This window comes from Streptomyces sp. NPDC044571 (genome assembly GCF_040647115.1).
GTDB lineage: Bacteria > Actinomycetota > Actinomycetes > Streptomycetales > Streptomycetaceae > Streptomyces.
Genome location: NZ_JBEZBN010000015.1, coordinates 56,480 through 81,572 on the forward strand (window position 1 = coordinate 56,480; position 25,093 = coordinate 81,572).

Consider the following 25,093-nt stretch of genomic DNA (forward strand, 5'->3'; position numbering starts at 1 on the left):
CTCGGAACCACTCAGACGGGCCTGGCCGCGCTGCGGAACGAACGCCGGTAGCTGTCCGGGGGGACCCCGACGATCCGCTTGAACTGGCGCCGCAGCGTCGTGGCGGTACCCATGCCGGTGGCGAGGGCAACCGCCTCGATGCCCTGGTCGGTGGCCTCCAGCAGCTCCTGGGCTCGGCGTACGCGCTGGGTCAGGAGCCACTGGAGCGGCGTCTGCCCGGTCACCGACCGGAACTGGCGTCCGAGATGGCGCGGGCTCGTGTTCGCACGCCGTGCCATGTCGGTCACCGTCAACGGCTGGTCCAGCCGCTCCTGGACCCAGGCGAGCAGGTGGGTCAGCGTGTGGTCGCCCGTGACCTGCACAGGCGTGGCCACGAACTGGGCCTGGCCACCGGCCCGATGGGGCGGCATGACGAGGCGACGGGCGACCGAGTTGGCGATGGCGGCGCCGTGGTCGAGGTGGATCAGGTGGAGGCAGAGGTCCACGGCGGCGGCCTTGCCCGCGGCCGTGAGCACGCTGCCGTTGTCGGTGTACAGCACGTCCGGGTCGACCACGGCCCGCGGATGGCGTGCGCTCAGCTCCGCGGTGTGCGCCCAGTGGGTGGTGGCCCGCCGGCCGTCGAGCAGGCCTGCGGCGCCGAGCACGAACGCGCCGGTGCACAGGGAGGCCACCCGGGCCCCCGACGCGTGGGCCGCGCGCACGGCTTCGACCAGCTCCGCCGGCGGCGGGTCGTCGATGTCGGCGCAGGCCGGCACGATCACGGTGTCGGCGCCGACCGCGCGCTCCAGGCCGTGGTCGGGCTCGACGGTGAACGGGCCGACCTGTACCGGTCCGGGCCCGCAGAGCAGTACGTCGTACCAGTCCTGCGCGGCTTCGCGCGGGGGATTGCCGAAGATCTCGCAGGCCACCGCGAGCTCGAAGTGCAGCAGGTGACCGGCGGTCAGCAGCGCGACGGTGGGCGTCTTCGAGGGCATGTCCGAAAGTGTACGGGTGATGTCGTTCCGGACCATCACGGTCGGGTGCCGCCTGCGCCGAGACTGGTCTCCTCAGCACATCGAGACCGGGGGAACCATGAGTACAGCGGGTGCGGTAGTGGTCTACGGCGCGACCGGGCACACCGGTCGCTTCGTCGTCGCCGAACTGCGAAGGCGTGGCTTCGCCACGATCGTCTCCGGCCGTGACGCGGCGCGGCTGGAGGCGCTGGCCGCGGAGCGGGGAGACGTGACGGTCCGGCCGGCCACCGTGGACGACGCGGCCTCGCTGGACCGGGCCCTGGCCGGTGCCGCAGCCGTCGTCAACTGTGCCGGACCGTTCGCGGTGACCGCGGGGCCGGTCGTCGAGGCGGCCTTGCGCGCCGGGATCCCGTACCTCGACGTCGCCGCGGAGATCGAAGCGAACGTTTCCACGTTCGCCGACCATGCGGAAGCGGCCCGGAAGGCCGGCACACCCGTGCTGCCGGCGATGGCGTTCTACGGTGGGCTGGGCGACCTGCTGGTGACCGCGGCGTTGGGAGAGCGGACCACGGCCGACGTCGTGCACGTCGCGTACGGGTTGAGCAGCTGGCATCCCACGGCGGGCACCCGGGCGGCCGGGCAGGTGTCCCAGCGGCGTCGCGCGGGCCGCCGGGTGCGGTTCGCGGACGGCGCGCTGCAGTACCACGACGACGAGCCGTCGCAGCAGGAGTGGCTGTTCCCGGAGCCGCTGGGGCGGCGGACGGTGATCGCGGAGTTCACGATGGCCGATGTCGTCACCGTTCCCAGCCATCTGGCGGTCCCTGAAGTCCGCACGTACATGACGGTGGAGGCCGCGAGGGACCTGGCCGAGGAGGACACCCCGGAGCCGGAGCCGGTCGACGCGCTGGGGCGGTCGGACCAGACCTTCCTCGTCGACGTCCTGGTCCAGGCGGGTGGTGTCCGGCGCCGCGCGAGGGCCCGGGGCCGGGACATCTACGCGGTCACCGCACCCCTGGTGGTGGAGGCCGTCCAGCGCATCCTGGACGGGCGCACGCGGACCACGGGCGTGGCCTCGGCCGGCGCGATGTTCGACGCGGCGGACTTCCTCCGGGCACTGGAGCCGTACCTGTCGGTCGAGCTTCCGCAGCACCCGTACTGAGGACGGTGTGGTGCTCCCGCGAGCGGTGTGGTGCTCCCGGTGGCGGCCTCCCGGCGCCGCCACCGGGGGCCTCGTCCAGGCCCGCGGTACGGTCGAAGGCGCGACCCGGCCGGACGCTGCCGTCCCGGATGCCGCGCGGCAGCCCAAGCACCCAGAGGAAGCCCATGCAGACCGTCACGCTGAACAACGGCGTCGAGATGCCCGTCCTCGGCTTCGGCGTCTACCAGATCCCGCCGGAGCAGACCGAGCAGGCCGTCACCGACGCCCTGGCCGCCGGCTACCGGCTCCTCGACACGGCCGCCGCCTACGGCAACGAGGAGGCCGTCGGGCGCGCCGTCAGGAAGAGCGGCATCCCCCGCGAGGAACTGTTCGTCACCACCAAGGTGTGGATCCAGGACGCCGGCGAGGAGAACACCCGCCGCGCCTTCGAGCGGTCGCTGCACAGACTCGGCCTGGACTACCTCGACCTGTACCTGATCCACCAGCCGTTCGGCGATGTCTACGGCTCCTGGCGTGCCATGCAGAACCTCCACCGCGAGGGCCGCACCAAGGCGATCGGCGTGTCCAACTTCTATCCCGACCGGCTCATCGACCTCATCGACCACAACGAGATCACCCCCGCGGTCAACCAGATCGAAACCCACCCCTTCTTCCAACGCACCGCCGACCAGGACCTGATGCGCGAGCGCGGCGTTCAGATCGAATCGTGGGGGCCGTTCGCCGAGGGCCGGAACAACCTCTTCTCCCACCCGGTCCTCAGCGGCATCGGCGCGGAGCACGGCAAGTCCGTGGCGCAGGTCGTCCTGCGCTGGCTCGTGCAGCGGCAGGTGGTCGTCATCCCGAAGTCGGTCCGCGCCGACCGCATGGCGGAGAACATCGACGTCTTCGACTTCGAGCTCACCGACGACCAGATGGGCCGTATCGCCGCCTTGGACACCGGCAGTTCCCTGTTCTTCGCCCATTGGGATCCGGCCGTCGTCAGCCGGCTCGGCAACGCCCGTACCCACACCTGACCGCGTGCGCGGCCCTCCAGGCTCGGCGGCGGCGCCTCCGGCGGGTGTCTGAGGCGTCAGCGCGCCGGCAGTTGGTCGTAGGTCTTGAAGGTGTAGGTGGCGGACAGCGTCATCGCGTTCCCCTGCACCGCCGGGAGCCCGAGCCGGTCGTTGACGAGACGGCCCAGCGGGCCACAGCCCTCGGCGGCCGGGGCGGTGAAGAGATCGTCCTTCGCGTCGAAGGCGATGACCGGCGGGTTCTTCGAGACCCACCGGGAGTCGCCCACGCGCTGCAGGCGGAGCTCCAGCGGGGCGTCGCCGCCGATGACGCAGCCCTGCGGCAGCAACGGGCTGACGGCCCGGTAGCGCACGGTGAACAGGCCCAGGCTGTTGCCGACGGAGTAGAAGTCGGACCGGCCGCCGTACTCGGGCTGCAGGGACAGGGGGAGCAGCTGATGGCGGCCGTCCCCGGCGGGGTTGCCGAGGAGACCGCCGGGGACGGGTGTCGGCGTGCTGCGCAGCGCGCCCCAGACCTGGCCCCTGCTTCCGTCGGGCATCGGGCCCTCGGCGTGGGTGAGGGTCATCGGTGCGAGCGCGGGGACGTACCGGCTTCCGAGGGTCATCGACCCGGTCGCGGTCAGGACTTCGCACTTCCAACGGGTCGCCTCGACACCGGCCGGGAGGTCCGGGCAGTCACTGAAGTCGTACGAAGGGACGGGAGGCGCCTCGGCGGCGGCCGCGGGCACGGCTGCCGCAGAGGCGGCGGTGGCGGCGAGAGCGGCGGCAGCGACAAGCCCTGCGGACCGGCGGCGGACGGTGGAGGGTTGCTGGTCAGCGGTGGTCTTCATGCCCCTCACACTGCCGCCCCGCCCACGGCATCGGCCATGGGGAAGCCCCTCACCGGACCCTGACCCGGCCCTGACAAGACGTCAGGGACGGGTCATGACCTGTCCGACCGCTTCGTCGCCCGGGTCGGCCACGGGGACCGCAGCGCCTCCCCCGCGAACCGAATGGGTGGTTTACCCCGTTTACCCTCTGTTGTTCGCGGTCATGAGTGGAACATCTGTTGCCTGGATACGGAGAGACGATGACTGTGAAGCAGCCGCTTGAAGAAAACCCGGACGCGACCGCCGGCAGTGGCGCAGTGCCCGGCAGGCCCGGGCGCGAGGCGCCGCCCTTGGCGGAGCCCACCGAACCGACCGGGCCGCTGCCTCCCAAGCCGGATCAGAGCGGTCCCGAGACGGTCAGCCCCACCGGCCAGCCCACCGGTGCGGAACAGGCCCGCAACGCCCAGAGCGGGGCGTATCTGACCACGGCGCAAGGTGCCCGGCTCCACGACACCGACCACTCGCTCCGGGCCGGTGCCCGGGGGCCGGTGCTGCTGCAGGACCACCACCTGCGCGAGAAGATCACGCATTTCGACCACGAGCGCATTCCGGAGCGGGTGGTGCACGCGCGCGGCGCTGCGGCGCACGGGGTGTTCCGGGCCTATGGGACGGCAGAGTCCGTGACCAAAGCGGCCTTCCTCGCCAAGGACGCCGAGACACCGGTGTTCGTCCGCTTCTCCACCGTTCTCGGCTCCCGGGGGTCGGCGGACACGGTGCGCGACACCCGCGGGTTCGCCACCAAGTTCTATACCGAAGAGGGCACCTTCGACCTGGTCGGCAACAACATCCCCGTCTTCTTCATCCAGGACGCCATCAAGTTCCCCGACATCATCCACGCCGGGAAGCCGCACCCGGATCGGGAGATCCCGCAGGCGCAGAGTGCGCATGACACGTTCTGGGACTTCGTCTCCCTGCACACCGAGGCCACCCACCACACCCTGTGGAACATGTCCGACCGGGGCATTCCCCGCTCCTACCGGATGATGGAGGGGTTCGGCGTCCACACCTTCCGGCTGGTGGACGCCGGTGGCGCGACGACGCTGGTGAAGTTCCACTGGAAGCCGAAGCTCGGCGTGCACTCGATGGTCTGGGAGGAGGCCCAGATCACCAGCGGAACGGATCCCGACTTCCACCGCCGCGATCTCGCCGACGCCATCGAGGCGGGGGCGTTCCCCCAGTGGGAACTGGGCATCCAGACCTTCCCCGACACTCCCGACCAAACCTTCGAGGGCATCGACCTCCTCGATCCCACGAAGATCGTGCCGGAAGAGCTCGCGCCGGTGCAGCCCATCGGGCTGATGACGCTGAACGCCAACCCGGTCAACTACTTCGCCGAGACCGAACAGGTCGCCTTCCACCCCGGCCACCTCGTCCCCGGCATCGACGTCACGGACGATCCGCTGCTCGCGGGGCGGCTCTTCTCCTACCTCGACACGCAGATCAGTCGCCTGGGCGGGCCGAACTTCGGCCAGATCCCGATCAACCGCCCCCAGACCCCCGTCAACGACATGCTGCGCGACGGAATGCACCAGACCGCCGTACACGCCGGGGCCGCCCCCTACCGGCCCAACTCGCTGGACGCGGGCTGCCCCTTCCTCGCGGGGGCCGACTCCGCGGCCTTCATCGAGGCACCCGTCGAAGTGCCCGCCGCCCGCAAGGTCCGTGAGGCGCCCGCTTCGTTCGCCGACCACTTCACCCAGCCCCGCCTGTTCTGGCGCAGCATGACGGCGGTGGAGCGCGAACACATCATCGCCGCCTACACCTTCGAGCTGAGCAAGTGCTACGAGCAGGCCGTGAAGGAACGCGTGCTGGGAGTCCTCGCCAACATCGACCCGGACCTGTGCGCGCAGGTCGCCGCCGGGCTGGGGCTCGCGGCGCCCGCCGCCACCGTCCCGCCGGCGGACGTCGAACCGAGCCCCGCCCTGTCGCAGCTCGGCCGGTCCTGGCCGACCGACGGCCGGGTCGTCGGCATCGTGGCCGACCCGACCACCGACCTGGACGGCGTGCGCGCCACGCGGGAAGCGGTGCTGCAGGCGGGCATGCTGCCCCTCGTCATCGCCCCGACCGGCGGCACGCTCGGCACCGGAGCCCACCCGGACCCGATCACCGTCCAGCGCACCTTCGCCAACGCCCGCTCGATCGAATTCGACGCCCTCCTGTTCTCCGGGACCCCGCAGGCCGGCGCCGACGCGCACGGCGCCCGCGACGCGAAGGCCGGCGGTCCCGCGAACGGCAGCGCGGACCCGCGTGTCCTGATGCTGCTGACCGAGGCCTACCGACACGGCAAGGCCATCGGCGGCTGGAACGGCAGCTCCCCGCTCCTCGAAGCGGCCGGCATCGCGGCGGACCGGCCCGGCATCGTCCTCGAACAGGACGGCCCCACCGCCCTGGCAAAGATCACCCGCCTGCTGTCCGACCACCGCGTCTGGCAGCGCTTCCCCGCCACCGTCTGACAACTGTCCGGTACGGCCCTCTTGCGCGCCGGTGCGGCCGTGGGATCTTGGTCCTACGGCCGCACCGGCACGTGCCGGGGCGTGCCCTGGCCCTCCCCCGTCTTGCGTGTCCGCGCGACGTGGGATCTTGGTCCTACGGGTGCGCAGCGAGCGCCGAGGCGTGCGCCGGCGCTCCCGCCGCCCACCCGACGTGAACGGGGGACCCTCATGGGTCGTCGTGTCCTTGCCCTCACCTGTTGCGCAGCCGCCGTATCAGCGATCGTCTCCGCGGCAGCGCCGTCGGCCATCGCCGCGGACGGGCCCGCCTTCCTCGATGCCCGTGAGCTGCCGCCGCAGGCGGGCACGGCGTGGCATGCCGGACCGGTGACCTCCGGTACGCCCGACCCGCTGCCGTTCTGCGTCGGCGGGGCGCTGCCGGGTGCCACGTCGCAGCACCGGGCGTTCCGGACGGACGTCGACGCCGACGCCGTCCAGGTCACGGTGGTCGAGCGCGACGAGACGCATGCGCGGTCGCTGGCCGCGCTGCTCAACGCGGCGGTGAAGGGATGCGCGGAGCGGGCGGAGCAGCAGGACCCCGATGTGACGGCCGAGTGGCGCGACTACGGGCGCGTCGATGCGGAGGACGGTGCGAGCGTCCAGGGCGTACGCACCGCGCATGCGTGGACCGGCAATGACGTCCACCTCTTCGCGGTGGGCCGGGACGGGCGAACGGTCACCGTGGTGCATTGGGGTCGCATGGGCACCTTCAAGGACGCCCCGGTGAACCCGTTCAAGAAGACCACGCGCACGGCGGTGGACAAGCTCTACCGCGGCTGAGGGAGCGGACGCCGCGCTCGGCCGGCGGGATGTCCGACGACAACCTCACCCGGGCAGAACGGCTCCTCGACGGCCTGCCGGACGGCCGGGCTCCGCTCAGCCGAAGAGCGGGAAGCGCCCGGCATCGGGGCCCAGGGCCTGCCGTTCGGTGGGCGTCAGAGAGGTGCGGCCGGTGGCGGCCAGGGCGTAGTGCTCGTTGCTCCAGTCCACCGGCACCGGGCGACCCAGCAGACCGTCCAGGGTGGACCGTACGCAGGCCAGTCCGGCCGCCGAGGGACCGGGAGCGCCGGGGAGCTCGGCCACGAGGTCGAGGTGGTGGATGGTCGCCTCGACGGCGAGGGTGGTCATGAGGTCGCCGGCGGTCAGGACGTGGCCCTGGGTCGAGATGCCGAGTGCGGCGGGGGTCACGGCGGCAGCCGTCACGGTGGCCGCTGCCGTCTCCAGGTACAGCTGTCGCAGTTGGCGGAAGTCCAGGAACATACTGGCGCTGACACGGGCCCAGCGTCGGCCGTTCGCCGCGCCCGCGGAGTCGGGCCGCCAGTCCTGCCAGTAGGTCACGGCGTCCCTGTCCACGGGTCCGGACGAGGGCGTGTGCAGGGCAACCAGCCCGCGCTGACAGTCCATGAGGCAGTGGAAGAGCAGGTCCCGGACGGCCCACCCCGTGCAGCCGGTGGGCAGCCAGGACTCCTCATCGCCCATCGGCTTCACGGCGGCCGCGAAGGCCCCGTAGGCGGCGCGCAACACCCGCAGTGGTGTCTCCCGGTCGGCCGACGGGCGGGGGGCGGCCCAGGACCCGGCCGCCCCAACGGCCGGGTCCTGGTGCTGAGCCCGCTCGTCCTCGCTCACCACCAGCGGATGCCCACAAGTCGCCGTCCCTCACAGCATTCGAAGGCGCCCGTCAGGCGTCAGGCCCCCGGAGCGGGGATGTGGGCGAGCCCGTGTGCTCCCGGCTCTCCCGCGCGGTCGACGTGGAGCGTCGCCACCGCCTCCATGCGCGCCAGGTCCACCACCGTCACCGTGCTGGACGAGACCGCCGCGACGTAGCCGTACCTGCCGTCGGGTGACGAGGTGATGGTCAGGGGGAAGGCGCCGACCTCCACGCGCCCGCGTTCTGCGCCGTCCTTCCCGTACACGTGCAGGAGGCCCGGGGCCTGCTCCCCCAGCCCCGACCCGCCCGCCCGCATGCGCAGTTCTCCGGCGAGCACCAGATCCGTGGCGGTGACGTGGACGGGGAAGACCAGGCCGTCCGTCCGGTGCGTCCGTACCAGGGCGCCGGTGGCCGTGTCGATGACGCGCACACCGGCATCGGGCACCGGCCCGGTGACCGTGAAGTCGCCCTTGGGGGCGGCCGCGTAGACGAACCGTCCGTCGCGCGAGGCCGCGATGCCCTCGCTCCCGGGGACCTCGATACGGGCGGCCGGGCCGCCCGAAGCGATGTCGACGACCGAGAGGAAGGGCGCCTCCTTGTTCGCGCTGTACGCACGGCTGCCGTCCGGCGTGAGCGCGAACCAGTGCGGACCGGGCGCGCCGACGGGCAGTCGGCGCACCGGCTTGAGGGAGTCCGCGTCGAGCGCCACCAGGGCGCCCTCCTCGGCGCCGTGCGCCTCGACGCTCACCCACAGGAGATCGCCCGACGGATCCAGGGCGATGCCGTGCGGGGCGCGTTCCGGCGCGAGGTCGACGATGTCGAGGATCCGGCGCCGATCGGGGTCGATCACCACGAGCTCGTGGGCGCGGCCGCCGTTGGCGTGATAGTAGCCGGACCGGTACGTGATGGTGGCGTACAGCCGCCGCCGTACCGGGTCGAAGCACAGCTCGTGCGGCTCGTTCGGAACCTCCAGCACTGCGAGTCGGCGGAAGTCCGCCGCGTCGAAGAAGGTGACCGTGGAGCCGCTCTGGCTCGCCACGGCGAGTACGTCCGTGTCCTTCTGGGTCTCTGTCATGCCCACAGGCTGGAATGCCGGGCGGATTAACTCCAGTGCAGATATGGCAAGGTGTGATTGCGTGGTGCGAAAGGAAGCCGGTCGCAGGGGAATCGGGCGGACCGGCCTGTGAGGGGGGACACAGCGCATGGACGGACTCGACAGGCAGTGGGACCTGAATCTGCTGGTCGCCCTGGACGCGCTGCTGGAGGAGGAGAGCGTGACGGGGGCCGCTGCCCGGCTGCACGTGTCCGCGCCCGCCATGAGCCGCACGCTCGGGCGGATCCGTACGGCGCTCGGCGACCCCGTGCTCGTACGCGCCGGACGGCAGCTCGTCCCCACGCCGCGTGCCGTGGAGCTGCGGCCGCGGGTGCACGCCCTCGTCCACGAGGCACGCGCCCTCCTCGCCCCCGAGCCGGTGGCCGACCCGGCGCGACTGACCCGCGATTTCACCATCCAGGCGGGCGAGATGGTGCTCGCCGGACTCGCCGCCCGGCTCGTCAGCGCCGTCGCTGTCCAGGCACCCGGCGTCACCCTGCGCTTCATGCCGGAGGCCATGGAGGGCACGCCCGCCCTGCGCGAGGGCCGGCTCGACCTGGAAATCGGCGTCATCGGCCACCCCGACCCGGAGACGCGGATCGAGTCCCTCGGCCGGACCCGCCTCCTCGCCGCCGTACGCGCCGGACACCCGCTGGCCGGCCGGAAGACGGTGACCGCCCGGGCCTTCGCCGCAGCCGACCACATCGGGGTGTCCCGGCAGGGGCGGGTCCGGGGTCCCATCGACGACCGGCTCGCCGAGATCGGGCTGCGCCGCCGGGTGGCGGCCGTCGTGCCCAGCTGGAGCGCCGCGCTCTTCCTGTGCCGGAAGACGGACCTGGTCTGCCTGGTCCCGGCCGACTCCGCGACGCACCACCCGGACGTCCTGGGGCTGCAGACGTTCGAGATACCGCTGGAACTCCCGCCCCTGACCGTCGGCATGGCCTGGCACCCCCGCAACGATGCCGACCCGGCGCACGTATGGCTCCGTGAACGGGTCCGCGAGAGCGGGCGGACCAGCGGCTGGACTGCGGCGGAGTAAGGCCGAGCAAGGCCACTTCACCCTGCAGGTGCGGGGGGTGGCCCCCGCTGGGGCGGGGCGGGTAGCCGGATGGCCGCGGGCCGGTGCATCCGGACATGCTGGGACCGGCACATACCGCTGGATTCCCAACGTTTTCACAGGAGTTGGCCCGTGCGTGAACAAACAAAGCAGAGGTTCCGTTCTTCCGGGGGGCTGCGGGGCGGTCGGCGCAGAGCGCTGTCGGCCGCGGCCGCGGTGGCCGTGGCCGTGATGGCCACCGGTGCCTTGGCTCCGGCCGCGGCCGCGGTCGGAGCCAGGCCGGACACCGTCCAACAGGGCGTGAACGCGCTGGTGCGCTCCGACGGCCTGCCCGCCGCGCTCGCGAGCGTCAAGGAACGCGAGGGCCGCACCCGCACCTACACCGCAGGGGTGGGCGACCTGGCCACCGGCTCCAAGGTGCCCAAGGACGGCCAGGTGCGGATCGGCAGCAACACCAAGGTGTTCACCGCGGTGGTCGTACTGCAACTGGTCGGCGAAGGGAAGATCGGCCTCGACGCAGCGGTCGACACCTATCTGCCCGGACTCGTGCGCGGGGAGGGGATCGACGGACGCCGCATCACCGTGCGCCAACTCCTGCAGCACACCAGCGGACTTCCCAACTACACCGACCACCTGGGCGACGACGTACGGTACTTCGAACCCCGAGAACTCCTCGACATCGCGCTCCGGCACAAGGCGGACTTCGCCCCCGGGACGCAATGGGGGTACAGCAACACGAACTACGTGCTGGCCGGCCTGATCATCCAGAAGGTCACCGGCCGGCCCCTCGCCAAGGAAATGGACCAGCGCATCATCAAGCGCATCGGGCTGCGCCACACCTACTTCCCCGCCCCGGGAGACACCACCATCCGGGAACCCCATCCCCGTGGCTACTACCGAGCTTCGCCAGACGCGCCCCTGCGCGACGTCACGGACACGGACCCCTCCTGGGGCTGGGCGGCAGGCCAGCTGATCTCCACCACCTCCGACCTCGACCAGTTCTTCACCGCGCTGCTGGCCGGCCACCTCCTCCCGGCGGCCCAGCTGGCCGAGATGCGCACCACCGTCCCCGCCGAGTACTTCGGCTCCGGCGCCCGCTACGGACTGGGGCTCGTGAGCAAGCCGCTGTCGTGCGGTGGCGTGTACTGGGGCCACGGCGGCAGCATCCCGGGATACGAGACCCGCGGCGGCGCCACCGACGACGGCCGCGCCGCCGACATCGCGGTGACCGTCCAGGGGGCTGAAGAGTCGGCCGTGGAGCGTGTCGAGAGCGTGGTGGACACGGCCCTGTGCCGCTGACCCGCGCGGCGGCCCGGACCGTGCGCGGGCAGGGGCCGCCCCCTGCCCGCGCTCGGGTCAGCGGTTGTCGTGGAGTTCCTGGTGCATCCGGGGCTGGTCGTCCTCGCCTTTTCGCCGCTCTTCTTGTGCAACTGGCGGACGGACGCGTGGACCAGGCGGACCTTGGTGACGTTCGCCGCCAGGGTGCCGTCGCGCATGGCGTTCTTGTTGCCCATGTCGATGAAGAGGCGGGAGGACTGCGACAGGCGCCGGCCGGGGCCTTCGACTCCGCCGAGGCGACCGGTGGAGCGCAGGGTGAAGGCGCCCGTCGGGGACAGGTACGTGCCGATGAGGCCGACCGTTCCCTGGAGCATGGAGACTTCGCCGTGGTGGTGGCCGAAGAAGCTCTCGGCGGCCTTGACGTCCGCCTCCGACCAGTCCGGCGGCGCGGCCGCGGACTCCTTGAGGAACTCCGCCAGCCGCGGCGGCAGCTGGGAGAGGTCCTGGCCCGGCTTGAGCGTGCCGATGGTGCGGTACAGGGCGTTGACCCCGTCGATCTCCTTGTTGTCGATCAGGTCCGAGACCACTGCGTCGGCCTTCGGGTCACCGACCTTGCTCGCCGCCTCAAGTTCGGCGGCGATCGTCGCTGTCGTCAATCCCACAGGGGGACTCCCATCCGAGGTGCAGGGTGTTTCGCCGCTGCAGGTGCGCACGTCGGGCGGCGCACCCGTTGCGGCGGTCCGGCACAGCGGCCGGGCGAGAGGATGCTCTCCGCCTCCATGGCGTGTCGGTAAGCCCGCGCGCCGAAGGGATCATTTCGCCCTCACCCGAACGGCCGCCGAGCCCCTCCCGTACCCCTCGGCGACCAGCCGCATAGGGGCGCTGACCTGCTGAAACGGTCTTGCTCCGGGGATGCTCGGCCGTCCGGGTGGTTCCTGACGGCGCAGGAACGATCCCGGGGGCGACGCGGTCGGTGGTGCGCGCGGGGGACCCGGCGGACGGGGTCGGCGGCCTGGGCAGCGTGCCCTACGCTCGCGGGCGGCGGCCCGCCCAGGCCACCAGCCGGTCGATGGCCGGAGCGTCGTCCGGGACCGCCACGACCTCGCCGAAGGGCACCCGGCCGCCGCGGGATTCGGCCGGCAGGGCGCCGCGTACGACGGCGAGCAGCCGCTCCGGCATCGCCGGGTCCCACTGCGGGTGCTGACCGGTCGCGGTCGCCAGGTCCCAGGTGTGCACGGTCAGTTCGTGGGCGTAGACGGACGCGGCGATCACGCCCGGCACCACGCCGAGCGGCAGGCGCAGCGGCTTCTCCAGGATCGCGGAGTCGGCCCACACCGCGGCGACTTCGCGGGCCGCCGGCTCCCAGGCGCCCGCCCACTCGCCGTCCGCGAGCTCGTCGGCGAAGGAGGGCACGCTGAAGGGGTCCTCACCACGACCGATCACCGAGATGCGGCGCACGACGGCGACGAGGTGGCTCGACAGCCGCCGGACGTCGAACTCCTCGCAGGGGGTCGGGGCGTCGTACTGGTCGGGCCGTACGGCGGCGAGGGTGCGGCCGGCCAGGTCGACGGCCGCGGCGAGGTCCAGGCGGGGGTCGACGGGGGTGGAGGAAGGCACTGCGGTGCCGGTGAGCTGCTTGTTTTCGTTCATGAGCCCATCCTGGACGCCAAAGTGGCCACCCTCTGACCTCTTTTCCTCGATCTTCGGGGAGAATGTCCCGCAAGCGCGGACGAGGGGTGCGGTGGTGGGTGATGAGAGCGGACCGTCTGGTGGCGACCCTGCTGTTCCTCCAGGAGCGGGGACGCGTCACCGTCCCCGAGGTCGCCGCCGAACTGGAAGTGTCCGAGCGGACGGCGCGCCGCGACCTGGAGGCACTGGCCGCCGCGGGCATCCCCGTCTACTCCCAGCGGGGGCGCGGTGGCGGCTGGTCGCTGGTCGGCGGCGCGCGGACCAACCTCACCGGGCTCACGGCCGACGAGATCAGGGCGCTGTTCCTGGTCACCGGCCCCCTGACGGCCACCCCCGAACTGCGCACCACCCTGCGCAAACTGGTCCGGGCACTGCCGCCGACCCTGCGGGCGGATGCCGAGGCCGCCTCCCGCGCCGGGGTCACCGACGGCACGGACTGGTCCCGTACGCCCGTCACGGCCGAGGCCGGGCACCGGGCGGCGCTCCAGCGGGCGGTGGTCGAGGGGACTCGGATCCGCCTCGGCTACGAGAGCGTCGGCAAACCCGCCGGGGAGCGTCTGGCCGACCCCCTCGGCCTCGTAGCGAAGGCGGGCGTCGAGTACCTGGTCGCCGGTACGGACAAGGGCTTGCGGACCTTCCGCCTCAGCCGGGTCACCTCGGTCGAGCTGACGGGCGAGGCGGTGGTGCGGCCGCCGGGCTTCGATCTGGCCGCGGCCTGGCGCAGGCTGGCCGAGGAGGTGGAGCAGCGCCTGTACGCGGTGACCGCCCGGGCCCGGGTGGACCCCGGCGCGCTGCCCCTGCTGCAACGGCTCTCCGGCGGCCGGCTGCGGGTCGGGGATCCGCTGCCGGACGGCTGGACGGAGGTGTGGGTGGACGGCCCGGCACCCCAGGCCCTCGCTGCGCACCTGTCCGGGCTGGGCGCGCGGATCGAGGTGCTGGAGCCGCCGGAGGTGCGGCGGCGGCTGGCCCGGCTGGGTGCCGAACTCACCGCCCTCTACGCACCGGAGGCAGCCCCCGGTTCGGCGGACCGGTAACCGCGGCCGAACCGCCCGTCACCCGGCTCCGGCCGTGCCCTCACCTGGAGTCGGCCGGCGGCTGCCAGCCGGGCCACACCACGGCGGGGTAACGGGGGGCCCGCCGCCTCTGGGCTTCGCGCAGGAGGAAGACGGCTCCTGAAACCAGTGTCGCGGTGAACGACACCACGATGACCGCCGCCCCCCAGAATTTGACGGCTCCGATCACGCCGAGCCACAGCGCTGCCGAACCCGCCGCCAGGACCAGCAGCAGCGGGAGCCTGACCCTCAGCGACAACCTGCCGCTCAGCGCGACGAAGGCGTACCCGAGCACCGCGCCCGGTGTGACGGCCACGATCAGGCCCACGAACAAGAAGACGAGAAGAGCGATGACCACGGCGTACGGACCTCCGGATTCACGGCGAAACAGTCACCAGGGCAGGCGGATCCGCATCCCGCCTGCTCCCGCAGGATCGCCTGCGCGGCCATACTGTCAGATGGTTTGAACGCGTTCAACAGCCGCCCTGGCGGCGGCCCCGGGGATACGGCGTGCGCCAGATGGCGCACGGTTGAGGGCGCACGGCTGGTGGGGGTGGCGCGGCTCAGGCACGCTGTCGCGGGTGCGGGGGGCTCTGTACGGGGCGGGGCGGTGCGGGCACCGGTTCGAGTTCCTCGGTGCAGAAGGCGCACCGCCGGGCGCGGGCGGGCACGGGGCTCAGGCAGGCGGGGCAGTCCCGCTTGTCGGCCTGGACGTCCTGGTGCGGGGCGAACCGCTCGTGGAGCTTGTTCATCGGGGCGACGACCAGGAAGTACAGGGCAGAGGCGACCAGGGCGAAACTGATCGCGGCGTTGATGAAGCTGCCGTAGGGGAAGACGGTCTTCCCGAGGGTGAACGTCCTGTCGGTGAAGTCGCCCGCCGCTCCGGCGGCCAGCCCCACCAGCGGGGTCAGGAACGCCTTCACGAAACCGTTGACCACGGCGGTGAACGCCGCCCCGATCACGATGCCCACGGCCAGGTCGACGACGTTGCCCCGCAGGATGAAGCTGCGGAAGCCTGACAGTCCCTTCATCTGGCGTCCTCCTGACGCGGTGGCGGGCGGGTGCGAGCGGTGGTGCTCTGCGGCCGTGTACCCGGCTCTTCGGCGTCCACCCCGCCCGGGGGCTGCTCGCTCGGGTCCTCGGCGCGGCGGCCGGCCGCGTCGCGCGGCCGGGGACGTTTGGCGAGGACCGGACAGGACAGTCGCCTGGTATGAAGGACACCCCACCTCCCGCAGACAGGGTCGGGCACGATGAGGGCCGCCGGCCTCGGTCAGAGGCGGGACCCGGCCCCGAAGTGGAGCGCAACGCGCCCGACCAACCCACGGAACTCCCGAAGAAATCCTGGTCGGCGGTGCTGAAGCGGACGCTGAAGGAGTTCAAGGACGACGAGCTGGCCGACCGGGCCGCCGCACTGACGTACTACAGCGTCCTGTCCCTCTTCCCCGCCCTCCTGGTGCTGGTGTCCCTGCTCGGAGTCGCCGGGACGTCCGCCACCCAGTCCGTCCTGGACAGCCTCCAGAAGCTGACTCCCGGCGCCGCGCGGGACATCGTCTCCGGCGCGGTCCGCCAGCTCCAAGGCGGCCCGGGGACCGGTTCCATCCTGGCGGTGGTCGGCCTGATCGCCGCGGTGTGGTCCGCCTCCGGCTACATCGCCGCGTTCATCCGCTCCTCCAACGCGGTCTACGACATTCCGGAAGGCCGGCCCGTCTGGAAGGTACTGCCCCTGCGGCTGGCCCTCACCGTGGGGCTGATGGTCATGGCGACGGCGAGCGCCCTGATCGTGGTGTTCACCGGCGGTCTCGCCCGCCGCGCGGGGGACGCCCTGGGGCTGGGTGACACGGCGGTCACCGTGTGGTCGATCGCGAAATGGCCCGTGCTGGTCCTCCTGGTCACCATCATGATCGCCGTCCTGTACTGGGCCTCCCCGAACGCGAAGGGGCGCGGGTTCCGCTGGATCACTCCGGGCAGTTTCCTCGCGCTGGTGATCTGGATGATCGCCTCCGCGGGCTTCGCCCTCTACGTGGCGAACTTCGGCTCGTACAACAAGACGTACGGCACCTTGGCCGGAGTCATCATCTTCCTCATCTGGCTGTGGATCACCAACCTGGCCATCCTCCTGGGCCTGGAGTTCGACGCGGAGATGAGCCGGGAACGCGCCATCGCCGGCGGCTTCCCCGCACAGGACGAGCCGTACGTGGAGCCGCGCGACACACGGGAGTGGAGCGAGGAGGACAAGCGGCGTGCACAGTGACCGGGCCCCGCTGCCCCGAGGCGCCCGGGCCGCAGCCGGGGCGCCTCCCCGTCTGCTGCGCCACCTGCGCGCCGTCGACCAGGGGCTGACCCGGTCGGCCGCCTCGTGGGAGGGCACGCTGGCCCGCAGGGTGCTCCCGGCCGTCGAGGAGTCGGCCGAACACACCAAACTGTGGCTGGCTGCCGCCGCGCTCCTGGCCGCGGCGGGCGGGCTCCGCGGACGCCGGGCCGCGGCGGCGGGGCTGGCCGGCATGTGGACCGCGCAGGCCGTCGGCGGCGCCGTGAAACACCTGGGGGAGCGCCGCCGGCCGCCCAAGGAGCTGATCCCGAACGACCAGGTCGAGGACCGGCCCGACACCTCGTCCTTCCCCTCCGGCCACACCGTCGCCGCGGTCGGCTTCACCGCCTCCGTCGCGTCGGCGTGGCCCGCCGCGGCCGTCCCGTGCGCGGTTCTGACGGCGGCCGTCGCCCTCCAGCGCGTGCACAGCGGTGCCCACTACCCCAGCGACGTCGCCGCGGGAGCCGTCATCGGCTGCGCCGGCTCCTCCCTCGCCCGCCACCTGCTCGCACGCGCACGGCGGAGGGAATGCCTCCGGGACCGGCCGGAAGGCGGTCACCCCGCCCCGTGCCAGTGCTGGTCGTGGGTGCGGTGGGCCTCGGTCAGACCCTCGCGGAAGAACCGCTCGTAGTAGCCGTTCTCCACGTGGTGCGCCTGCAGCCACACGCCCGGGACGTGGATCGTGTCGCAGTGTGCGGGAAAGCGCCCGTGCGTTTCGTAGATGTAGGTGCAGAGGTCCCGCGTACAGGCGATGACGTCGGCGGAGTAGTTGCTCGCCTGGTGCAGGTACTGGCTGCCGAAGTCACCGCGGTAGATGCGCGCGAACAGTCCCTCGTCGGAGTAGATGCCCGTCGGCCCGAACTTGGCCGCCACGACGTCGTCGACCGCGGCGCCCATGTCCGCGTAGTTGGGCGGGCACATGGCCTTGATCAGGTGCTCGCCGTCGTGCCGGAGGCCGACGGGACACGCCCGCAGGGCGGCGTAGCGCGGAAGCGGCACGTGCCACCGCAGGACGTCCGCCGGCTTCCACCGCGGGGTGACCCAGTCGAAGCCGAGCATGGGACCGTACGTCGGGCGGAACTTGGGGTCGCCCAGCATGATCGGCGGGGCGAGCGAGGCGTGGATCCACGCGCCGAGGCCCATGGCGTCGGCGGTGAGCATGAGGTTCTGCAACAGCAGGTCGGCCTCGATCTGCGTGCGCATGGCCCAGATGGCGCCCAGGGGCAGCTTGTTGTCCTTGTTCAGGAAGCCCGAGGCAACCCACTTGCGCACCCCCGCGGAGCGGTACAGGTTCCGGTCGTCGACGATCGCCGGCCGGGCTCCCTCGGGCTGCGTGAGGAGGTACATCAGCCCGTTGACGTACTGGCGGGACAGGTCCACCACGGGGAAGAGGACGGTGGTGCCGGGAAGGTTCGACAGGAACCGGTTCGAGTCCAGGTAGGCGGGGAAGTCGCGCTTGCCTTCCGGTACGTCGATGCGGTGGTCGAGCAGCTGCACCTTCGCCTGGGCGGCGCGTGAGCAGAGCGTCTCCGGATCGAAGGCGGTCGCCGGGCCGTCGGACGGTGGCGGCAGTCTGCGCAGGAAGTACGTACCGCTGTCGTTGATCAGGAAGAAGTGGGTGCCCTGGGCGTTGTCGGGGCTGCCCGCGGTCCGGCCGGCCATGTTGAGGTTCGGTTTGGCCATGATGGGCTTGCCGTTGCGCGGGTCGGCGAAGGGGCGGTCCGGCATGGTGAGGCCGGAGCACCCCGTCACGGCGATGAGGACGGCCTCTTCGAGCTCGCTCAGCGGGGCGCGTGGTCCGGCGGAGGTCCAGCTCATCGAACCGGCCTCGACCGAGCTGCCGCGGCTGACCCGGTGGGTGCGGCGACGCCAGATCGACGGCAGCAGCGGGCGGCTCATCAGGTCCTCAAGCCCGGGACGGCTGTGGGTGCTCAGCGGAAACTTCATGCGGCTGTCCCTTCACGGCGCGGCCGACCCGGTCGGGTCGGGTCCGGTCGGGTCCGGTCAGGTCAGGTCAGGTCAGGTCAGGTCTTGTCCTCGGTCGCGGAGGCGTGCTTCGACGGTCTCGACGAGGCCGGCGATGACTCCGTCGGGCGAGGGGCTGTAGTGCGGGACGGCCCACCGCGTGATCCGGGCGTCGATGAGGGCGGGGCGACCGGAGGCCAGCGCATCACGGAACGCCTTCTCGAACTCGTCCAGCGTCTCCACCCGGTACCCCTCGGCTCCGCACGCCCGTGCGTACGCGGCGAAGTCGGGGTTCTGGAACTCCACCAGTGCGGACTCCCCGTAGGTGGTCAGCTGGAAGAGCTTGATCAGCTTGAATTCCCGGTCGTCGAAGATGACCCAGATCACCGGGATCTCGTGCTCGACGGCGGTCATCAGCTCGAAGCCGGACAGCGAGTAGCACCCGTCGCCGCAGCCGACGACGACCGTGCGTTCCGGGTGTGCGGCCTTCAGGCCGATGGCGCCGTTGACGTGCCCGGCCATCGGCCCGAAGGAGCCGGCCTTGCGGAAGTTCTGCCCCTCCTCCAGCTCCACGTAATAGCCGAGCCAGGCGAGGTGTGCTCCGGCGTCGGCGAGGAGGATCCCCTGCGGGGGCAGCATCCGGCCGATCGCCTGGGCGAGCTCCCCCGGGTGGATCTTTCCCGTCAGGTGGGTGATGTGACGGGCTTCGTAGTCCCGGCCCTCGACCTCGACCGCCGGGACGTCACCCACCCTCCGCTCCAGCGCCTCGTACAGAGCCGCGACCCCGAGACGCGCATCGGAGCGCAGGGCGTGGTCGGGCCGGTAGGCCTTGTGGAACTCGGCCTCGGAGATGTTCACGTGGACGAGCACCTTGTTCTCGAACAGGTCCTCGCGGTAGTTGAACGTGGCGTGCTGGTTCAGGGAGTTGCCGATGCACACCACGATGTCGGCCTCGCGGAACGCCTTCCACGCGCTGGAATGACCGCTGTCCGCGAAGACGCCGACCGAGAGCGGATGTCCTTCGGACACGATGCCCTTGCCGTCCAGCGTGGTGAGCAAGGGGATCTGGAACCGTTCGATCAGCCGCCGGACCTCCGCTCCCGCTCCACTGCGGATCGCGCCGAAGCCCACGAGCGCCACGATCCGCTCGCGCCGCGCGAGGGCGTCGGCGAGCATCGACGCGATCTCCTCGACGCGCTGCGGATCGGGGACGACCGGTGCGACGTCGAGCCGGAGGGGACGGAAGTTCGAGACCTCGACGCCCCGGTGGGTGAGGTCCTCGGGAACGTGGATGTGTACCGGTCCCGGCCTGCCTTCGAAGGCGGTGTTGACGGCCTCCTCCAGCACGTCGCACGTGTCGGCAGCGTCGGTGAGCAGGAAGGACTTCTTCGTGGTGGCCGCGAACATGGCCCGGGAGTCGGGCGTCCGGTTCAGGCCCGAGGTCTCGTTGAGCGAGCCCCATCCCTGCCAGTCCCTCGACGCGTAGCCGGATACGGCGAGCACGGGGTACGAGTCGGACATCGCCACGGCGAGGCCGGAGAACAGGTTGAAAGCGCCGGGACCGGCTGTGGCGAAGCAGAAGCCGAGCTCGTTCGTGTACATCGCGTAACCGCAGGCCATGAAGGATGCGGCCTGCTCGTGTCGCGTGATGACCGGGCGGATCCGCTGCGAGTGCTTCAGTGCGAGCATCAGGCCGGCGGCGTTCTCCCCGGCGCCGCCGAACGCGGCGCGCACGCCGATGCCTTCCAGCCCTTTGACCATGGCTTCGTAGACTCTCATCGCCGTTCCTCGTCCCGCTCCCCCTCTTCCGACGTTCAGCTCGTCGGACGTCGAGGAGCAGCCGGTGTCGACTCATGGGCTTGCGCTGGGGGCAGCGAGTGGCGGGAAGGGCGTTCACCCGCGCCGGACGGCACTGCCGTGCGGTCCTCCGGAACCAGTCTGCCAGCACTCGGCGCATCCCGCTCCCGCACCCGGCCGGGGCCGGTGCCAGGATGCCGGGAGCCGGGTGACACCCGTCTGCTCCGTCCCACGCGACGCGACCGCCCCGCGGGGTCAGGGTGGTGGTGTGGACATGGACGAGATCGGCCGGTACGAGCACTACGTGGGCGGGCACCCGCAGGTGGAACGGCTCGTTTTCGAGCGGCTTGCCCGCGAGCTGATGCGGGTCCAGCTGAAATCCCGGAAGCGCAGCGGCGCCGCCGACCTGGCGAGGACGTTCCACGCCAAGGCGGTCCTCGGCGTGGAGAACGCCCGGCTGAGGTTCCTCGACGACCTGCCGACCGACCTGCGGGCCGGCTTCGCGCGCCCTGGCGCCGAGTATCCCGTCACGGTCCGGCTCTCCAATGCGAGCGGCGTCCGTCAGCCCGACCAGGCCCCCGATCTGCGCGGAGCGGCCCTGCGCATCGCGGTGGGACCGCAGGAGGCGCACGACCTCCTCATGACGAGTCATCCGGTCTCGCACGCGCGCAACGCCCGCGAGTTCGTCGCGTTCGCGAAGGCCATGGCGGGCGCCGACTCCACGCCCCGCAAGGCACTTGCGCTGTTCGTCACCCTGCCCCTCGCGGTCGGATGGTCCGCGGCCGCGCGCATGCGGCGCAACGTGCGGGCGGGTACGAGCCGTACGGTGGGCAGCCTGGCGCTGGAGACGTACTGGAGCCGTGGGGCCGTCCTGTGGGGTACGGCCGGACCGGTGCGCTACCAGCTGCGCCCGGCCCCGGACGCGGCGCCGGCGCCGGCCCCGTCGGGCACCGATCCCGACCACCTGCACCATGAACTCGCGCAACGGCTGCGTACGGCCGATGTCGTCTTCGAGCTGTACCTCCAGCGGTACGTGGATGCCCGCCGGACCCCCATCGAGGACGGCGCGGCCGAGTGGAAGGAGCAGGACACGCCTTTGGTGCGGGTGGCGGTGCTGACCGTCCCGCGCCAGGACATCGACTCCGCCCCGGCGCGCGCGGCAGCGGAGCGGGTCGACCAGCTCGCCTTCAACCCGTGGAACACCACGGAGGACTTTCGGCCCCTGGGAAACCTGAACCGGGCGCGCAAGGTCGCCTACGAGGCCTCCAGTGCCCACCGTCTGGGCCACCGGTTCGCCGTCACCGAGCCCCGACGCAACGCCGTACTGGGCGTGCCGTTGCGCGCCGCCTTCCGCGGCATCGACCGCTGCGTGCCCTGGCACCGGCTGCCCACGCGCCTCGGTCTGCTGAACCTCGTGGCCTTCCGGCAGCAGTTGCGCCGTTCCAACCTGATCGACTCCGAAGTCCGCGAGGCGCCGCCCAGGGCCCGGCCCGTGCCCGGGCCCGTCGACGAGAACCTGCGGACCGCGCGGAGCTACGACGGCACCTACAACGACCTGTCCGCACCGCACATGGGCGCGGTCGGGGCGGCCTTCGGCCGCAACCTTGCGCCCGTCTACCAGCCGGATCTGTTCGACGTGCCCAATCCGGTCACCGTCAGCAGGGAGCTGCTGCACCGCGGCGCCTTCATCCCGGCACGTTCGCTCAACATCCTGGCCGCGGCCTGGATCCAGTTCCAGGTGCACGACTGGGTCAACCACAAGCGCTACCCCGCCGGCACGCAGTCGGTCGAGGTGCCGCTCCCGCCGGGTGTCACCTGGACGAACACGCCGGGCGGACGGCCCGAGAAGGTGATGCGCTTCGCCGAGAACGAGGGGCTGCGCCCCGCCGGCGGCGCGATGCCGCCCATCCTCTTCGGCAATGTGGCGTCGCACTGGTGGGACGGCTCGGAGATCTACGGCGGTGACCCGGACTCCGCACGGTCGCTGCGCGAGCCGGGCGGCGGTGCGGCCCTGCGGCTGGAGGACGGGCACCTGCCGGTCGGGCCGGACGGCCTCCCGCTGACCGGCTTCGCGGAGAGCTGGTGGTACGGCCTGAGCGCCATGCAGACCCTGTTCGCCCGCGAGCACAACGCCGTGTGCGACGCCTTGCGGCAGGAGTACCCGAGGCTGGGCGAGGACCGTGTCTACGACACGGCGCGCCTGGTCGTCTCGGCCCTCATCGCGAAGATCCACACGGTGGAGTGGACCCCAGCGATCCTCGCCACCGAAGTCATCGACATCGGGTTGAAGACCAACTGGCAGGGGCCGCCCAAGAAGTGGCTCGAACAGCTCGGGCTGTGGCTCTTCGAAGCGCATTCGCTGACCGGGATCCCCAAGACCCTGCCGGACCACCACGGCACTCCGTACTCCCTCACCGAGGACTTCGTCACCGTCTACCGCATGCACCCGCTGCTCCCCGACGACTACGAGATCGTCGACCACCGGCTCGGCACGCGGCTGGACACCCTCGGCTTCCACGAGGTCCAGGGCGCCGCAGCGGAACCGCTCATGCGCAGGACCGGTCTGGCCAATGCGCTGTACTCGCTCGGCAGCGCCCATCCCGGGGCGATCACCCTGCACAACTATCCGCGCGCCCTCCAGGCCTTCGAACGGGACGGCGAGATCATCGACCTGTCGGTGGTCGACCTCGTGCGCACCCGACGCCGCGGGGTTCCGCGCTACAACGACTTCCGAGCGGGCCTGCACAAGCCGCGGGTGCGCCGGTTCGAGGACGTCTCCTCCGATCCGGAGACGGTCGCGCGCCTGAAGGACGTCTACCGGGACGTCGACCAGATCGACACCATGGTCGGCCTCTTCGCCGAGAACCCGCCGCGCGGCTTCGGCTTCAGCGACACGGCCTTCCGCATCTTCATCCTGATGGCGACCCGCCGCCTGCAGAGCGATCGTTTCCTCACCGTCGATTTCCGGCCCGAGGTGTACACGCCGCTGGGCATGGACTGGATCGAACGCAACAACATGACCAGTGTGGTGCTGCGGCACTGCCCCGAGCTCGCGGGCCTCCTGCCGCGCACGGCGAGCGCGTTCGCGCCCTGGCGCCCGGCCCCGGTGCGGAAGGCCGAAGACGGCCGCGACTGAGGCATACCGGCGTTCTGGGGAAGCGACAAGATCTCCGGGCGAGTTCTAGCGGATACACCCCTTCCCCATCTGGGCTTCCTCGTTGAGGATCATGTGATATTCGGAAGCATTCAGTCCGCTTTTTCGGTTATCACCCCAATGAGGACCCATGTTTGCACTGTTCGACCCTCCCTCCGCTCCCGTGGAACGTAGATTCGGTGAAGGTTCCGGTCCCGCCCTCGCCACACTCCGGGGACGGGGCTCCTTGAAGCATGCCAAACCCTGCCCCACCCGGTCGAAGCCATCGAAAACCGCGAGAGGAGGAGCGCTGGCCCCTTGAGGTTCCGGATCAGCCGTCCCAGCAGTCCGTCCGCACCCCTGCCCCGGGAGGAAAGCCCGATACCGGCTCCGGCTGCGGCTGCGCCGCCGGCCGCCGAAGCACCCCTGTCCGATCACGAGATCGCCCTGATCCGGGCGTCCGTCGCGGTGGTGGAGCCCCTCGCGCAGGAGATGACGGTCTACTTCTACGCCATCCTGTTCGCCCGCTACCCCGAGGTCCGTCCGATGTTCCCGCCCGGGATGGATGCCCAGCGCGGCCGCCTCCTGCGGGCGCTCCTGCGCATCGTGGACCTCGTCGACGACACCGAGGGGCTGGTCCGCTTCTGCGGGCACCTCGGCCGCGACCACCGCAAGTTCGGCACCCTCGCCGCGCACTTCCCGGCGGTGGGCGAATGCCTGCTCGCCGCTCTGGCCCGCTACGCCGGCCCGGCCTGGAACCAGGACATCGCCGCCGCCTGGACGAAGGCGTACGGCGCCATCGCCCAGGTCATGATCAGTGCGGCCGAGGAGGACGAGGCGGTACGGCCCGCCGTGTGGCCCGCCACGGTGGTCCACCGCCTCTCACGGGGCCACGGCATCGCCGAAATCACCGTACGTCCGCACATACCGTACGAGTACGCCGCCGGACAGTACGTGAGTGTGGAAACCCCGTGGTGGCCGAAGCAGTGGCGCTACTACTCCCCCGCCAACGCACCGCGCGAGGACGGCACCCTCACCTTCCACGTGCGCGCCGTGCCCGGCGGCACGGTCAGCGACGCCCTCGTGCACCGGGCCGCGGTGGGCGACGTCCTCCACCTCGGAGCGCCCATGGGCGACATGGTGCTGGACGCGGCCGTCCACAGCGACCTGCTCTGCGTGGCCGGCGGCACCGGTCTCGCGCCGATCCGCGCCCTCATCGAGGAGGTCGCCCGCCGCGGGGGACGCCATCAGGTGGACCTGTTCCTCGGCGCCCGCACCGGCGCGGAGCTGTACGGGGTCGACGACATGCTCAGGATGGCGCAGCGGCACCACTGGCTGACCCTCCGGGGCGCGGTCTCCCATGAACACGTCCCCGGGATCCGGGGATCCCTGCCGCAGGTGCTGGCCGAGTACGGGCCCTGGTACCAGCACGACGTCTTTCTCAGCGGCCCCGCTTCCATGGTCGTCTCCGCCACCGAAACGCTCACCCTCCACGGCACGCTGCCCGACCACATCCACCACGACCCCTTCGAGACCCCCGTCCTGTCCGCTCGTTGAGCCGCTCCCTCATCCGCCCTCCCAGGAGAAACCCCC

Annotated in this window: 20 protein-coding genes; 11 read left to right on the top strand and 9 right to left on the bottom strand. The window is 71.6% G+C overall.

The window, feature by feature from the left end; translation table 11 throughout:
* Nucleotides 1-11: 11 nt before the first annotated feature.
* A complete protein-coding gene (locus tag AB0B01_RS10665) occupies nt 12-974 on the bottom strand; it encodes a helix-turn-helix domain-containing protein (RefSeq protein ID WP_361715501.1) in 963 nt (320 codons plus the stop codon).
* 97 nt (nt 975-1,071) lie between these two features.
* Here AB0B01_RS10665 and AB0B01_RS10670 point away from each other — a divergent pair, with 97 nt between their 5' ends.
* Together AB0B01_RS10670 and AB0B01_RS10675 are read left to right on the top strand one after the other, a co-directional pair.
* On the top strand, nt 1,072-2,112 hold the full coding sequence (locus AB0B01_RS10670; RefSeq protein ID WP_361715504.1) for a saccharopine dehydrogenase NADP-binding domain-containing protein: 1,041 nt from the start codon (nt 1,072-1,074) through the stop codon (nt 2,110-2,112).
* A gap of 164 nt (nt 2,113-2,276) precedes the next feature.
* Nucleotides 2,277-3,125: an aldo/keto reductase gene (locus AB0B01_RS10675; RefSeq protein WP_361715507.1), complete on the top strand. Its 849-nt coding sequence runs from the start codon at nt 2,277-2,279 to the stop codon at nt 3,123-3,125.
* 56 nt (nt 3,126-3,181) lie between these two features.
* On the opposite strand, the gene AB0B01_RS10680 is transcribed toward AB0B01_RS10675, so the two are convergent.
* Nucleotides 3,182-3,952, bottom strand: coding sequence for a hypothetical protein (locus tag AB0B01_RS10680; RefSeq protein WP_361715510.1), 771 nt, complete (start codon nt 3,950-3,952; stop codon nt 3,182-3,184).
* A gap of 239 nt (nt 3,953-4,191) precedes the next feature.
* On the opposite strand from AB0B01_RS10680, the gene AB0B01_RS10685 reads away from it, so the two are divergent.
* Both AB0B01_RS10685 and AB0B01_RS10690 read left to right on the top strand, forming a co-directional pair.
* Nucleotides 4,192-6,444, top strand: coding sequence for a catalase (locus AB0B01_RS10685; RefSeq protein ID WP_361715513.1), 2,253 nt, complete (start codon nt 4,192-4,194; stop codon nt 6,442-6,444).
* Between the two features lie 207 nt (nt 6,445-6,651).
* The gene (locus AB0B01_RS10690; protein WP_361715516.1) at nt 6,652-7,260 is read left to right on the top strand and encodes a hypothetical protein; all 609 of its coding nucleotides are present in this window, start codon (nt 6,652-6,654) and stop codon (nt 7,258-7,260) included.
* 96 nt (nt 7,261-7,356) lie between these two features.
* Here the strand turns inward: AB0B01_RS10690 and AB0B01_RS10695 are convergent, their stop codons facing one another.
* Together AB0B01_RS10695 and AB0B01_RS10700 are read right to left on the bottom strand one after the other, a co-directional pair.
* Nucleotides 7,357-8,106, bottom strand: a complete 750-nt coding sequence (locus AB0B01_RS10695) for a maleylpyruvate isomerase N-terminal domain-containing protein (RefSeq protein ID WP_361715520.1) — start codon at nt 8,104-8,106, stop codon at nt 7,357-7,359.
* Nucleotides 8,107-8,165: 59 nt separating this feature from the next.
* On the bottom strand, nt 8,166-9,203 hold the full coding sequence (locus tag AB0B01_RS10700) for a YncE family protein (RefSeq protein ID WP_361715523.1): 1,038 nt from the start codon (nt 9,201-9,203) through the stop codon (nt 8,166-8,168).
* A gap of 127 nt (nt 9,204-9,330) precedes the next feature.
* Here AB0B01_RS10700 and AB0B01_RS10705 point away from each other — a divergent pair, with 127 nt between their 5' ends.
* Both AB0B01_RS10705 and AB0B01_RS10710 read left to right on the top strand, forming a co-directional pair.
* Nucleotides 9,331-10,260, top strand: coding sequence for a LysR family transcriptional regulator (locus AB0B01_RS10705; protein ID WP_361715525.1), 930 nt, complete (start codon nt 9,331-9,333; stop codon nt 10,258-10,260).
* Nucleotides 10,261-10,410: 150 nt separating this feature from the next.
* Nucleotides 10,411-11,577 carry a serine hydrolase domain-containing protein gene (locus AB0B01_RS10710; protein WP_361715528.1) on the top strand — a complete coding sequence of 389 codons (1,167 nt, stop codon included), beginning with the start codon at nt 10,411-10,413 and terminating at the stop codon, nt 11,575-11,577.
* A gap of 1,005 nt (nt 11,578-12,582) precedes the next feature.
* Here the strand turns inward: AB0B01_RS10710 and AB0B01_RS10715 are convergent.
* A complete protein-coding gene (locus AB0B01_RS10715) occupies nt 12,583-13,206 on the bottom strand; it encodes a TIGR03086 family metal-binding protein (protein ID WP_361715531.1) in 624 nt (207 codons plus the stop codon).
* A 101-nt stretch (nt 13,207-13,307) separates the two neighbouring features.
* Between AB0B01_RS10715 and AB0B01_RS10720 the strand changes: the two genes are divergently transcribed.
* A complete protein-coding gene (locus AB0B01_RS10720) occupies nt 13,308-14,279 on the top strand; it encodes a WYL domain-containing protein (RefSeq protein ID WP_361715534.1) in 972 nt (323 codons plus the stop codon).
* Between the two features lie 40 nt (nt 14,280-14,319).
* On the opposite strand, the gene AB0B01_RS10725 is transcribed toward AB0B01_RS10720, so the two are convergent.
* The gene (locus AB0B01_RS10725) at nt 14,320-14,655 is read right to left on the bottom strand and encodes a hypothetical protein (protein ID WP_361715537.1); all 336 of its coding nucleotides are present in this window, start codon (nt 14,653-14,655) and stop codon (nt 14,320-14,322) included.
* A 205-nt stretch (nt 14,656-14,860) separates the two neighbouring features.
* Nucleotides 14,861-15,328 (bottom strand): large conductance mechanosensitive channel protein MscL, encoded by a 468-nt coding sequence (mscL, locus tag AB0B01_RS10730; RefSeq protein WP_361715540.1) that lies wholly within the window; start codon nt 15,326-15,328, stop codon nt 14,861-14,863.
* A gap of 179 nt (nt 15,329-15,507) precedes the next feature.
* On the opposite strand from mscL, the gene AB0B01_RS10735 reads away from it, so the two are divergent.
* Together AB0B01_RS10735 and AB0B01_RS10740 are read left to right on the top strand one after the other, a co-directional pair.
* Nucleotides 15,508-16,548 carry a YihY/virulence factor BrkB family protein gene (locus AB0B01_RS10735; protein WP_361715543.1) on the top strand — a complete coding sequence of 347 codons (1,041 nt, stop codon included), beginning with the start codon at nt 15,508-15,510 and terminating at the stop codon, nt 16,546-16,548.
* Nucleotides 16,538-17,236, top strand: coding sequence for a phosphatase PAP2 family protein (locus AB0B01_RS10740; protein WP_361715546.1), 699 nt, complete (start codon nt 16,538-16,540; stop codon nt 17,234-17,236). Before AB0B01_RS10735 ends, AB0B01_RS10740 begins: the two co-directional genes overlap by 11 nt.
* Here the strand turns inward: AB0B01_RS10740 and AB0B01_RS10745 are convergent.
* Nucleotides 17,161-18,552 (bottom strand): hypothetical protein, encoded by a 1,392-nt coding sequence (locus tag AB0B01_RS10745; RefSeq protein WP_361715549.1) that lies wholly within the window; start codon nt 18,550-18,552, stop codon nt 17,161-17,163. The genes AB0B01_RS10740 and AB0B01_RS10745 overlap by 76 nt on opposite strands.
* 72 nt (nt 18,553-18,624) lie before the next feature.
* A complete protein-coding gene (locus tag AB0B01_RS10750; RefSeq protein WP_361715552.1) occupies nt 18,625-20,349 on the bottom strand; it encodes a thiamine pyrophosphate-binding protein in 1,725 nt (574 codons plus the stop codon).
* A 292-nt stretch (nt 20,350-20,641) separates the two neighbouring features.
* Here AB0B01_RS10750 and AB0B01_RS10755 point away from each other — a divergent pair, with 292 nt between their 5' ends.
* A complete protein-coding gene (locus AB0B01_RS10755) occupies nt 20,642-23,503 on the top strand; it encodes a peroxidase family protein (RefSeq protein ID WP_361715555.1) in 2,862 nt (953 codons plus the stop codon).
* 315 nt (nt 23,504-23,818) lie between these two features.
* A complete protein-coding gene (locus AB0B01_RS10760) occupies nt 23,819-25,057 on the top strand; it encodes a globin domain-containing protein (protein ID WP_361715558.1) in 1,239 nt (412 codons plus the stop codon).
* The last annotated feature ends 36 nt before the right edge of the window (nt 25,058-25,093 follow it).